Below are 11,538 nucleotides of genomic sequence, written 5' to 3'. Positions count from 1 at the left end.
CAGGTGTGACCCGATCCGCGCCCGTTCGGCCCAGTGGCCCCGCCGCGCTGAGCTGGTCAGGAACCGCTGGTGTGCAGATACGGCGCCCAGCGCAGCGGATCAGCCGGGTAGCCCACCCGTAGCGCCTCGACCGCCCGGTGCAGCGCGACCCCGACCGGCAGCTGCGCCAGCCAGGCCGAGTAGAACGCCCCGGCGACCCACGCCGCTGACCCGTCCTGGACCGTCCACCCGGTCGCCACCACGTCCCGGTACCCAACCAGCGAGACGACACCGGCCAGGCGCAGCGCCTCGTCGGCGAGCAGGTGGTCGCCGCTCGCCGTCTCGCAGGCCGACAGGTGCAACGCCGCTCCGGGCCGGATCCGTGCGGTCCCGAACGGCGTGACAGGCCAAGTGCAGGACCGGGTAGCGGGCCAGCGCGGGCAGCAGGCGCGCACGGGTCACCTGGTCACCGGTCCACCAGTCCGACGCGGGTGGCGGCAGCAACCGGGCCAGATCCGCCAGATCCGTGCGTACCGCCGGCAGGTCGGCCTGCCCCGGAGTGCGGGCCAGCTCGACCTGCCGGCGGCCGCGCCTGAACCGGTCAGCGACGCAGATCGCGCGGCGTCCGCGCAGCTCGCCCGCAATTCACTACCGGCGGTACGGGCCAGCGCCCAGTCCTGGCGCAAGGCCCGCTGACGTTGGCCGACATCCACAACCGGCACGCCTCGGTCGAGGCGTACCAGGTGGCGCTGGCCAACCGGGCAGGCGGCCGGCTGCACCGGGCCAGGATCGCCCTCGGGGTGTCGTTGGCGCTGCTGATCGCCGGCGCCCTGGTCCACCTGGTGGGCCCCGGCCGCCCCGGCGTCGCCGGTGACGCCCGGCCCCCGCCGCCGCAGGACGCGTAGCTGCGTTCTCCACAGCTCAATGTCGGTCCGTACATCGCCCGATCACGTATGGGAAGCTAGGTCCGTGCGCACAGAGCTGGACGTGACGCTGAGCGGCCCTACCGGGGGCATGGACGCTCGGCAAGCTCTGGTACGCCTGGAAGAGGTACTTGACCTGCTCGCGGACCTGGAAGACGCAGACCGGAGACGTCCCGTCGGTCAGCGGCGGGTGCCGAGAAGCACCTGGACCTTTGCCCGGCTGGGGCTGGGAAGCGTACGAGCAGCGCTGGCTCCCCTGGAGCCAGGACCGGGCGCAACCTACGACGAGCTGGACACGCTGAACGTTCGCGCTGTCGATGGCTTCGAGCAGGTCGAAGGTGCGGAGCTGCTGCCCGATGGATGGGGGGTCAATGCGGCGCGCACGGCGCGCCGGCTTGCCGGCCGCCTCGGGGCTACGCCCGACACGGGGATGAAGCTCTCCCTCATCGTTGACGGGCAGGTCAGCAAGACCGTTGCAGTGACCAGGCGCGCTTCGGTCAACCTCGACCGGGCGCTGAGGGTACGCCGCGAGTCAATCGGCTCGGTGTCTGGCTCGATCGACTCGATGAGCGTGCGCACAAAACCATTCCTTGGTCTCTGGTCGCCCCGTGGAGAAGGCCGGATCAAAGTTGACCTACCACCGCAGCTCGTCGAACCCGCGAAGCAGGCACTCGGGCACAACGCTGCGGTCCGTGGTCGGATCAAGCGCAACGCGGCAGGCCAGATCCTGGGGATGATGGCCACTAGCATCGAAATCCTGCCGGCGGTGGCGGATGCTCCCCCCTTACTAGGACTCGTCGGCGCAGACCCAGACCTGACCGGTGGGCTAAGTCCTCTCGCCTACCTGGAGGAAGTGCGTGAGCAGGCCCGATAAGCCAGATAGCGTCTACCTTGATTCCTGCGGCTTGATCTATGTCCTGACTCGGTATCCGGGATACGAGCCGATCGAACGCCTCCTGGCGTTGTCAGACGCTGGCCAGTTGACGATCATGATCTCGCCGCTGAGTCTGGTGGAAGTGCGCGGCCAGGGAAGGGCGTCGTTCGACGCGGCCAAGGACAAGCAGGCACGCTCCCTCGTCGACAACCCCCGCTTCCTCATGATCGAGTTCGATCGCGAGGTCGCTTTGAAGGCGAGAGATATGGTATGGCGCTTCAAGCTGAAACCCGCCGATGCGATCCATCTGGCCTCCGCAGTTGTCGGACAGGCGGAGACTTTGATGACCTATGACAAGGGGTTTCCCCAGGGCCAGAGCGTCGACGGGGTCTGGGTCGACGAGCCGTACACTTACGGCGGACCGGATCTCTTCACAGATCGATGACGCGCGGGCAGCCGACCGATCGGACGCCGGAGCCAGTGGCTGTTGCGATGACCTACCTGCTGACGCGGGTGCGGTCGGCGGCGTACAGCTCGGTCGAGCCGTCGGCACGGCTGATCACGAGGATCGGCACGCCTTCCGACAGGTCCAGGTCACGACGCTCGGTTGGGCTGGGCATGCGGGCAAAGGCGGTGTCGCCCTTACGGAGCGTCACAGTGCCGGTGAACTCTGCCTCTCGGACGAACGTGCCGCGTGGCCGCTGCACGCTGACCAGACCTTCGGACCGCAGGATCGAAACAGCCTGCCGGACACTCGTACGGCTCAACCCATACTCCTGAGCCATCCGAAGCTCACTGGGCAACGACGCACCGGGCCGCAGCTCGCCGGACAGTATCCGGTTTCGTAGCAGGTCCGCGAGCTGGCGAAACACCGCCCGGTCGGCGCTGGGGTCGATCACAACGCCACGCTACGTAGTAGATGAGGCTACGTCTCATTGTATCTACGTACCGACATTGGTACCTTGACTACGAGCGAGCTTCGGCTCGACGCAAGGCACATGACGGTTGACCCACAAGGAGAAGTCGTGGAGCAGCGGAGCAGACGGGGGCGGGTGGCGCCTCGGCAGGGCGTACTCGTCGAGCCGTGGCAGGTCAGGGCGATGCAGTTCGACAGCCGGTGGCGTGGGCTGGACCCGGCGGCGGTGTACGCGTACCTGCGGCAGGTCGCCGACGAGCTGGACCGGCTCACCCGGCAGGCCGCCGTCGACCGGGCCGAGGCCGACCGGCTGCGCGAAGGGCTGCGGCAGTGGCGGCAACGCCACGTCGGCTGCCGGTTCAACGACCCGCCCGCTGGCGTCTACCGCTCGGAGCACCAGCGCCAGACTGGCGGCAACGGAGGTCACTGGTGAGCGACGAACCGCGCTGGACCATCCACCTGCCGACCCGGCTCACCAGCATCGAAGCCGCTGCCCGGTTCGCCGCCGCGCTGCGGGACTCGCTGGCCCACCTCGACGTCGTCGACTTCGCCGACACCACGCTGTCGGCCACCGACCGCCCGTCGTTGCGTACCCGGGTATGGGGTGACCTCGACCCCGACCCGGCCGGCGGCGACCCGGTCAGCGACCGCACCGCGCCGGCCGATGACTGACCCCGTCCCCCGCCAGGTCGAGATCGACCACCTGACGGAGCTGGTCGACCGGCACCCACCGCGCGCCAGCGACTGCGCCTGCGGCGACCCGCTCACCCCCACCGGCCGCTGCTGGCGCACCGAGGTCGCACTCACCCGACTCCGCGACCTCGGCGTCCACGTCGTCGCAGCCGACCCACCGGAGGACGCCGGATGAGCATGCACGTCCCCGTGCGCCCCAGCTGGGCCTGCGCCGGCTGCGGCCACGCCTGGCCGTGCCCGGACAGCCGGCAACAGCTCAAGATAGAGTACGCCGACGCCCGCGTCTCGCTGTCGGTCTACCTCGCCAGCAACATGGTCGAAGCCATGACCGACCTGCCGGCCGGGCAAGGCGGCGACCTCCGCTGGCGTTTCCTCGGCTGGCTGTGATGTCGATGTCGATCCTGCGCCCCGGCGACGAACCGATGCACTACGACGACGGCTCCCACCGCTGGATCCCGCCTGACCCAGATCATGACCAGGCGACCTGGGAAAACCAGGTACGCGAACACCAACGCGAGCATCGCGAGCGCCCCGATCCGCCCCCGCCCCGCTACCGTCTCATCCGGAGAGCCGCCGCCAGGTGAGGCGGCCCGGCCGCACACCAGCGGAAAGAAGGTGGTCGACGTGGCCCAGGCTGCGATCGTGCGACGAGTGTCCGCCGCCCGCGCCGCGAGCTTCGCTGGAACGTGGCCGGCGGCAGCGGCCGCTGTCGGCACCCTGGCCGCTGTGCTGGTGCTGGCCCGCCAGGCCCGTCCCGTCGTCGAGGCCGCCGCCTGGTCGTGGCGCTTCGCCGAGCAGGCCCCGACCACCATCATCGGCCCGATCGGCACCGCCCGGCTGGCCGGCTGGGCGCTGCTGGTCGCGGTACTGGTCGCCGGCTGGCGTACGTCCGCCGCTCTCGGGGCGGGCGCCGCCGTACTGGCCGAGCTGGCGCTGCTGGCCACCGGGGTACGCGACCATGCGGCACCCGGTTGGCACCTCCTGCTCGCCGTGGTCGTCGCCGTCCCGCTGTGCGGGTCGCTGCTGCTTGCCGCCCGTGATGGCCGCGAGCAACGACCGCTTCCGGGTCGGTTCTGGACCGCAGCGGCCGCGATGGGGCTGTGTGCATCGCTCAGCGCCGCTGGCGCGCCGCTGGTGGCGGATCGGTTCGGCGACACCGTGGCGATCAGCACCATTCCAGTGACGCGCATCGGGTTCGGCGCTCTGGCCCTGGTGGTGCTGTTCAGTCTCGTCGCGGTGTCGGCGTTGCCGGTTGCCGTACGCCGCCGGGCGGTGGTGCTGCTGGCGGCCGTGGCGGCGTTGCTGGCGACGACGCAAATCGGCTATGACGAGGCGTTCATGTCAATGCTCGACTACCCGGTTCTGCGTGACCAGCCAGCCATGGCGTTGGTGCTGGCTGCCGTGGCAGCGACCGTGGTGCTGACGCTCGGCACACTCGCGGTGCGTTCACGGGAAGGAGCGAGCAGGTGACACCGAAACCCCTTGGCGATGCTCGGCGGGATCTCGCGGAGATGCCGCCCTGGGCGAAGTACCTGCCGGACTCCGATGTCGAGCAACTGCTTGGGGAGTTGGGCGCCCTGGCTCGGGACGGAGGAACGCTGGCAACGCTCGACTCAACGGCCACTCTGCTCACGCAGTGGCGGCATACGGCGGAGATATACCGCGACCCGGCACTGCTGGAGATCATCAGCAGCGAGCCGGAGGGCGACTTCGGGACGGTCGAGCGCCCGGAGAGCGCCCCAGATCATCATCCATCAACTGTAGTTTCGTGCGACGGGGTCGCGTGAAACTACAGTCTTTCTGTAGTTCCACGCGAGGGTCACCGCTCTCCTCGGCGCCAAACCGCCTGGGCGGGGATCGTCTGGCGCTGTGGCAGCGGCTACGCCAGCTGGCCATCGAGCAGCGTGAGGGGTTCCCATCACGATGTGAGGCTGAGATACGTTATTCCTGCTGGATAAGGTATCTCAGCCTCACATCGTGGCGTGCAGTCGGATCGGTGACGAAACCCGTCGCCGGGACAGCAAAGCGCGAACGCTGATAGCACAGTAGTCCGATGCCCCGTGTCGCCCGGATTCCTCGCGAGTTGCGCCTGCGGCCGTTCTCTGGCAGCGACGCGGTAGCCGCCGGGCTGCTCACCAAACGCAGTCTGACCGGCCCCGCCTGGCGTCGGCTCTTTGCCGACGTGTACGTCCAAGCAGCAGCGTTCGACGATGGCGACCACCGGATGTGGTGCGAGGCGGCGGCGGTGAAGATGCCTGCGGGCGGCGCGGTCAGCGGCCTGAGCGCCGCGTACCTCTGGGGTGTCGACCTGCTGCCGCGCCGCAGCCCGGTGCACGTCACCTTGCCCCGCTCGGCGCGGCCCGGCCCCCACCCGCGGTTGGCCGTCGTCCACCGGTCGCTCGGCCGCGAGGACGTGACACGGCTGTTCGGCGGGATACCGCTGACCACCGAGGTCCGTACGGCGTTCGACCTGGCCAGATCGCTGCCGCGCGCCGACGCGCTGGCCGCCGTAGACGCGCTACTGCACAGCCGGGTGCTGCGCCGCGAAGCACTGGCACGCTACGTCGACTTCCACGCCGGCCTGCCCGGCGTGCGGCGGGTACGGGAACTCCTGCCCCTCGTCGAGGCGCTGAGCGAGTCGCCGATGGAGTCACGGCTGCGCCTGCTGCTGCACGATGCCGGCCTGCCCCGCCCGACGCCGCAGTACGAGATCCGACTCCCCGCCTCTGATCTGACGCCGGACGCCAGAACTGGCGCAGCGGCAACTGACGCGAGGCGGCGCGGGCGTCTCCTGGCCCGGGTCGATCTGGCCTATCCGCAGTGGCGGATCGCCATCGAGTACGAAGGTGATCACCATCGGGAGCGGGCGACGTTCCGCCGCGACGTGGGTCGCTTGAACGCGCTGCGGGCAGCCGGCTGGCTGGTGCTGCGGTTCACGGCAGACGACGTACTCCGACAAAAGGACCAACTAGTCCGAACTGTCCGGCAGGCCATTGCCGAACGAAGCTGACCGCCGCTGCCCTCCCCCCACGGTGTGAGGCTGGGATACCTAACCCGAGCCGGGTTAGGTATCCCAGCCTCACATCGTGACACCGACTCGACCGCCTCCGGTGGCCCGAACGTCAGCGGTCCGCGACGTGGCGGATCACCCTGGCCTGTAGCTGGGCACGGATGCTCAGCTCCGCCGCCTTGAACGCGTGAGCCTGGGTCATGGCGTTCTCGGTCCGGTGCAGGCAGTCGAGGATCAGCTGGCCGAAGTACGGATAGCCGACCTGACCGGCGGCGACCAGGTGATGCTCGCCCGTGCCGTCGACGAGGAAGACGTGACCGGGGCCGGAGTCGGAGTCGGTCGCCACGTTGACGTACTTGCGCAGCTCAATATAGCCGTCGGTGCCGAGGATGAAGGTCCGCCCGTCACCCCAGGTGCGCAGCCCGTCGGGGGTGAACCAGTCGACCCGGCAGTAGCCGGTCGCGGTGCTGTTCAGCACCAGGCTCAGCTCGCCGAAGTCGTCGAGCTCCGGGTACTGCGGGTGGTTGAAGTTGCCGACGGTGGAGTGGCTGATCTCGGCGTCGGTCGAGCCGGTGAAGTACAGCATCTGTTCGACGTTGTGGCTGCCGATGTCGCAGAGGATGCCGCCGTACTTCTCCTTGACGAAGAACCAGTCCGGGCGGCTGGCGGCGGACAGGCGGTGCGGCCCCAGGCCCATGACCTGCACCACCCGGCCGATGGCACCCCGGCGGACGAGCTGACCCGCCAGCACCGCCGCCTCCACGTGGATCCGCTCCGAGTAGTAGACCGCGTACTTGCGTCCGGTGCGCGCGGTCGCCTCGCGCGCGTCGGCCAGCTGTTCCAGGGTGGTGAGCGGGGCCTTGTCGGTGAAGTAGTCCTTGCCGGCCGCGATGACCCGCAGGCCGAGGGCGCACCGTTGCGAGGTGACGGCGGCACCGGCCACCAGGTGGACCGTGTCGTCGTCGAGGATCTCCGCCTCGTCACGCGCCACCCGCGCCTGCGGAAACCGCTGGCGGTACGCGTCGACCTTGGCCGGGTCGGGGTCGTACACCCATTTGAGGGTGGCGCCGGCACCGAGCAGGCCGGTACTCATGCCGTAGATGTGCCCGTGGTTGAGGCCGACCGCGGCGAAGACGAACTCCCCCGGTGCCACCACCGGGGTCGGCACGGGATCCGGAGCGTACGTCGCCCCACTGACCGTCGTCACGTGTCGGTCTCCTTTAGTTGTCGTGGGCGGCAGTGCCGCCGACGGTGATGGCACCGGGCAGGTCCCGCACCGTGGCGGTCTTTTCGAAGAACCGCGGCGCACGCCGTACCAGGGTGCCGCGCTGATAGTAGGGATCGTCCGGAGACAGCGGGAGGGTCACCGGCCGGCGTTCGATCCCCGACTCGTAGATCGCGGTGACCAGCTCGACCGCGTTGCGTCCGTCGGTGCCGCTCACCGCAGGTGCCACCCCGTCGCGGACCGCACGCAGGACGTCGCCGATCTGGCCAGTATGCCCGACATGTGCCAGCGGCCGGTGCGCCTGCGCGAGAGCATCGAGGTCGGCGAGCAGGTCCGGGTTGCCACCCGGGGTGGGGAATCCGTTCGCGGCACTGGTCTCGGCCACCGCCCGCCACGGCTGGGAAACCCGGGCGTACGCGCCCTGAACGACGATTTCCTGTTCTTCGCCGTGGTGCACCACCGAGCTGGTGAGCTGGGCCAGCGCCCGGTCGTACTGCAGGATCGCGACGGACAGGTCCTCGACCTCGGCGTTGTCGTGCTGCGAGTTGACCAGCATCGCGGTGACCGCCGACGGGCGGCCCATCATCCACATGGTCAGGTCGATGTGGTGGATGGCGTGGTTGAGGGTGCAGCCACCGCCCTCGGACGTCCAGGTCCCCCGCCACCACAGGTCGTAGTACGGCCGGCCCCGCCACCAGGACGAGTTGACTTGCACGTGTGACACGGGCCCGATCAGACCAGAGTCCAGCACCGCCTTCAAGGTGGCCATGTCGTCGCGGAACCGATTCTGCGCGACGACCGACAGCAGCTTGCCCGACTCCGCCGCGGCCGAGATCATCGCGTCGCACTCCTGCAACGACGGAGCCATCGGCTTCTCCACCAGGACGTTGACGCCCGCACGTAGGGCCGCGATCGTGAGGTCGGCGTGCGTCGACGGCGGTGTCGCGATGCTGACCAGGTCCAACTCCTCGGCGGTGAGCAGGGCCCCGGCATCGTCGTAGACGCGGGCGTCGGTGAGATCGAAGGTCGTTCTGCGGTCCTGCGCCTTCGCCGGGGTCACGTCGCAGACGGCGGTGATCCGGCAGTCCTCCCCGAACTCCTGGTACCCGGCGATGTGCGTACCGGCGATGCCGCCCGCACCGATGATTCCCACCTTGAGCATGCCGTCCTCCATCGCGTACGGGTGGTGGGGCGTCCGCCCGGTCGGACGCCCCACCACCGTGGCGCACGTCAGGCGACGGCGCAGGGGGTGCCGTTCAGGGTGAACGAGCTGGGCCTACCACTGTTGCCGGAGTGGGTGGCCTGGAAGCCGATGCTCTGTGAGCCGTTCGGCGGGATGGTGGCGTTGTAGGACATGTTGCGGGCGGTCACCGCGCCGCTGGTCGGCGAGTACGTCGCGTTCCAGCCGGAGATGATGGTCTGCCCGGACGGCAGGGTGAACGCCAGGGACCAGCCGTTGATCGCACTGCTGCCGGTGTTGGCGATGGTCACCGAGGCGACCAGCCCGTTGTTCCACGCGTTCACCCCGTAGGTGACCCGGCAGGCCCCGGACGGCGGCGGGGTGGTCGGCGGCGCGGTGGTGGGTGGCGCGGTCGTCGGCGGGGCCGTGGTCGGTGGCGCGGTGGTGGGCGGTGCCGTGGTGGGCGGTGCCGTGGTCGGTGGCGCGGTCGTCGGCGGGGCCGTCGTCGGCGGAGCGGTGCCGTCGAGACCGAAGAAGCGGATCACCTGGGCGGCGTCGACCGGCAGGTTGTGCCCGACACCCTGCATGCTGATCGCCTCGACCGGGGCCATCGGGCCGGAGCTACCGTACCGGGTGCGGGTGTAGTTGCCCTGCGGGCTGTCGGTGTACGTCGGGGTCTGGCTCAGCCCGTGCACGTTGGTCCACTGCTTGATCTGCTCGGCGAAGTTCGGGTAGCGCAGCGTGTCGTCGTTGGTGCCGTGCCAGATCTGCATCCGGGGCCACGGGCCGGAGTAGCCGGGCAGGCTGTTGCGGACCGCGTCGCCCCACTGCTGGGGGGTACGGACGATCTGCCCACCGGAGCACTGGCTGTTCCACTCGGAACCGCCGGTGGTGGCGAAGCAGGTGAACGGCACCCCGGCGAAGGACGCGCCGGCGGCGAAGACGTCCGGGTAGACGCCGAGCATCACGTTGGTCATCATCGCGCCGGAGGACGTACCGGTGGCGAAGATCCGGTCCGGGTCGGCGTTGTAGCGCTGCTCCACGTAGCTGATCATCGACCGGATGCCGACCGGGTCACTCCCGCCGCCGCGAGTCAACGCCTGCGGAGAGTAGACGTCGAAGCACTGGCTGCTGCGGGTGACCGACGGGTAGATGACGATGTAGCCGTACCGGTCGGCCAGGGACGCGTACTGGGTGCCGGAGTAGAACGCCGGGCCGGTGCCGGTGCAGTAGTGCATCGCGACCAGGATCGCCGGACGGGGCGCCACCCGGTCCGGCACGTACAGGTACATGCGCAGGTTGCTGGGGTTGGTGCCGAAGTTGGTGACCTCGGTCAGGGTGGCCGCCGAAGCGGGTGCCGCGAAGGTCAGTGCGGCCGCCGCGGCGGTGACGGTTGCGGCGGTGGCGGCCAGCATCTTGGCCATGAGTCTCATGTGGTTCCTCCGGAACGCACGCAGAATTGGGGTCTGACGCGGGGCTGCCCAAGCTCCCGCTTTACTCCGGCTCGAAACAGTTACTAGTATCGATAGAAACGGTTCGAGATTCAAGGTCGGCGTCGAACCAACATCGAGACATGTGCATAGAAACGCTTCGACACTCCGTAGCATGAGCCGGGCGATGCCCCAGATCAAGCGGAAGGTTGGCGAATCGGTCGTGGACCACGCCCCCACCCACCCGGACCACCCACCGGCGACCGGCAGGCCGCCGGAAGGTCAGCGACGTGGACGCCGCCGTGGCGATCTCTCCGTCGCGACGATCGCCGAGCTGGCCGGCGTCTCGAAACCCACCGTCTCGAAGGTGCTCAACGGACGGTCCGGAGTGGCCCTGGAGACCCGCCGCCGAATCGAGGCACTGGTCCGCGAGCACGGCTACCAGCGGCCCGGCTCGGCCTCCCCGACCGCCGGCATCGAGGTCGTCTTCTATCAACTCGAGAGCCACCTGGCGATCGAGATCCTGCGTGGGGTGGAGCTGGTCGCCCGGACCAACGAGCTCGCCGTCGGGTTCACCGAGGTGCAGGGCCGCACCGAACCGGGCCGGTCCTGGGCCGAGCAGTTGCTGGCCCGCCGACCGGTCGGGGTGATCGCCGTCTACTCCGCGTTCACTCCGGAGCAGCACGCCCAACTGGCCGCCAGCGCCATCCCCCTGGTCGCCCTGGACCCGGTCGGCGAACCGGCCCACCCGACCCCGTCGGTCGGCGCCACCAACTGGAACGGCGGCATCACCGCGACCCGCCATCTGCTCGACCTCGGGCACCGCCGGATCGCCGTGATCAGCGGCCCGCTCAACATGCTCGGCGCCCGCGCCCGGCTGGAGGGCTGCCGGGCGGCGATGGACTCCGTCGGCGTGCGGCTGGACGACCACCTGGTCCGCAGCGGCCGGTTCTTCTACGAGGACGGCGAGACGCACGGCCGGGACCTGCTCGACCGGCCCGACCGGCCGACGGCGGTGATCTGCGGAAACGACCTGCAGGCCCTCGGCGTCTACAGTGCTGCCTGGCGGCTCGGCCTACGCATCCCGCAGGACCTGAGCGTGGTCGGCTTCGACGACATCGACAACGCCCGCTGGTGCTGCCCGCCGCTGACCACCGTGCGCCAGCCGCTGACCGAGATGGCGTCTACCGCCGCCGGAATGGTGCTCGCGCTGGCCAGCGGTGGTGTGTTGCCGCAACACCGGGTGGAGATCGGCACTACTCTCGTCGTCCGGGGCAGCACCGCCGCGCCATCGACCGGAAGGTGACA

General features: G+C 69.6%; 16 protein-coding genes and 1 pseudogene. 12 read left to right on the top strand and 5 right to left on the bottom strand.

What is annotated here, in order from left to right:
- Window positions 1–56: 56 nt before the first annotated feature.
- Window positions 57–483 (bottom strand): annotated as a pseudogene (locus ACN27J_RS29940) (CHAT domain-containing protein).
- Here ACN27J_RS29940 and ACN27J_RS29935 point away from each other — a divergent pair.
- The 4 genes from ACN27J_RS29935 to ACN27J_RS29920 all read left to right on the top strand — a co-directional run bounded on the left by ACN27J_RS29935 (window position 379) and on the right by ACN27J_RS29920 (window position 2,221).
- Complete coding sequence (locus ACN27J_RS29935; protein WP_421372691.1) at window positions 379–675, top strand: hypothetical protein; 297 nt, start codon at window positions 379–381, stop codon at window positions 673–675. The pseudogene ACN27J_RS29940 and the gene ACN27J_RS29935 overlap by 105 nt on opposite strands.
- Before the next feature lie 2 nt (window positions 676–677).
- Window positions 678–884: a hypothetical protein gene (locus ACN27J_RS29930; protein ID WP_421371364.1), complete on the top strand. Its 207-nt coding sequence runs from the start codon at window positions 678–680 to the stop codon at window positions 882–884.
- A gap of 64 nt (window positions 885–948) precedes the next feature.
- Complete coding sequence (locus ACN27J_RS29925; protein WP_421371361.1) at window positions 949–1,776, top strand: hypothetical protein; 828 nt, start codon at window positions 949–951, stop codon at window positions 1,774–1,776.
- Complete coding sequence (locus ACN27J_RS29920; RefSeq protein WP_421371359.1) at window positions 1,760–2,221, top strand: type II toxin-antitoxin system VapC family toxin; 462 nt, start codon at window positions 1,760–1,762, stop codon at window positions 2,219–2,221. Before ACN27J_RS29925 ends, ACN27J_RS29920 begins: the two co-directional genes overlap by 17 nt.
- Before the next feature lie 52 nt (window positions 2,222–2,273).
- Here ACN27J_RS29920 and ACN27J_RS29915 read toward each other — a convergent pair whose 3' ends face one another.
- Entirely contained in the window at window positions 2,274–2,675 is a 402-nt protein-coding gene (locus tag ACN27J_RS29915) for a GntR family transcriptional regulator (protein ID WP_421371356.1), read from the bottom strand.
- A gap of 126 nt (window positions 2,676–2,801) precedes the next feature.
- Between ACN27J_RS29915 and ACN27J_RS29910 the strand changes: the two genes are divergently transcribed.
- From ACN27J_RS29910 to ACN27J_RS29880, 7 genes are all read left to right on the top strand, one after another.
- Window positions 2,802–3,125: a DivIVA domain-containing protein gene (locus ACN27J_RS29910; RefSeq protein ID WP_421371355.1), complete on the top strand. Its 324-nt coding sequence runs from the start codon at window positions 2,802–2,804 to the stop codon at window positions 3,123–3,125.
- On the top strand, window positions 3,122–3,364 hold the full coding sequence (locus tag ACN27J_RS29905; protein WP_421371353.1) for a hypothetical protein: 243 nt from the start codon (window positions 3,122–3,124) through the stop codon (window positions 3,362–3,364). The genes ACN27J_RS29910 and ACN27J_RS29905 overlap by 4 nt, the downstream gene beginning before the upstream one ends.
- The gene (locus tag ACN27J_RS29900; RefSeq protein ID WP_421371351.1) at window positions 3,357–3,560 is read left to right on the top strand and encodes a hypothetical protein; all 204 of its coding nucleotides are present in this window, start codon (window positions 3,357–3,359) and stop codon (window positions 3,558–3,560) included. The genes ACN27J_RS29905 and ACN27J_RS29900 overlap by 8 nt, the downstream gene beginning before the upstream one ends.
- A complete protein-coding gene (locus tag ACN27J_RS29895; protein ID WP_421371349.1) occupies window positions 3,557–3,772 on the top strand; it encodes a flavin reductase in 216 nt (71 codons plus the stop codon). Before ACN27J_RS29900 ends, ACN27J_RS29895 begins: the two co-directional genes overlap by 4 nt.
- A gap of 255 nt (window positions 3,773–4,027) precedes the next feature.
- Window positions 4,028–4,855 (top strand): hypothetical protein, encoded by an 828-nt coding sequence (locus ACN27J_RS29890; RefSeq protein WP_421371346.1) that lies wholly within the window; start codon window positions 4,028–4,030, stop codon window positions 4,853–4,855.
- Window positions 4,852–5,172, top strand: a complete 321-nt coding sequence (locus ACN27J_RS29885; RefSeq protein ID WP_421371344.1) for a hypothetical protein — start codon at window positions 4,852–4,854, stop codon at window positions 5,170–5,172. The genes ACN27J_RS29890 and ACN27J_RS29885 overlap by 4 nt, the downstream gene beginning before the upstream one ends.
- Window positions 5,173–5,438: 266 nt before the next feature.
- Window positions 5,439–6,395, top strand: coding sequence for a DUF559 domain-containing protein (locus ACN27J_RS29880; protein ID WP_421371342.1), 957 nt, complete (start codon window positions 5,439–5,441; stop codon window positions 6,393–6,395).
- A 112-nt stretch (window positions 6,396–6,507) separates the two neighbouring features.
- Here the strand turns inward: ACN27J_RS29880 and ACN27J_RS29875 are convergent, their stop codons facing one another.
- The 3 genes from ACN27J_RS29875 to ACN27J_RS29865 form a co-directional block, all read right to left on the bottom strand.
- The gene (locus ACN27J_RS29875) at window positions 6,508–7,602 is read right to left on the bottom strand and encodes a Gfo/Idh/MocA family protein (protein ID WP_421371340.1); all 1,095 of its coding nucleotides are present in this window, start codon (window positions 7,600–7,602) and stop codon (window positions 6,508–6,510) included.
- Window positions 7,603–7,615: 13 nt separating this feature from the next.
- Entirely contained in the window at window positions 7,616–8,782 is a 1,167-nt protein-coding gene (locus ACN27J_RS29870; RefSeq protein ID WP_421371338.1) for a Gfo/Idh/MocA family protein, read from the bottom strand.
- 68 nt (window positions 8,783–8,850) lie between these two features.
- A complete protein-coding gene (locus ACN27J_RS29865; protein ID WP_421371336.1) occupies window positions 8,851–10,233 on the bottom strand; it encodes a PHB depolymerase family esterase in 1,383 nt (460 codons plus the stop codon).
- Between the two features lie 172 nt (window positions 10,234–10,405).
- On the opposite strand from ACN27J_RS29865, the gene ACN27J_RS29860 reads away from it, so the two are divergent.
- Complete coding sequence (locus ACN27J_RS29860; protein ID WP_421371335.1) at window positions 10,406–11,536, top strand: LacI family DNA-binding transcriptional regulator; 1,131 nt, start codon at window positions 10,406–10,408, stop codon at window positions 11,534–11,536.
- Window positions 11,537–11,538 lie beyond the last annotated feature (2 nt).

Origin of the sequence: Solwaraspora sp. WMMB762 (assembly GCF_049179115.1) — a bacterium.
Taxonomy (GTDB): Bacteria; Actinomycetota; Actinomycetes; order Mycobacteriales; family Micromonosporaceae; genus Micromonospora_E.
This window is presented reverse-complemented; position numbering and strand designations above follow the sequence as displayed.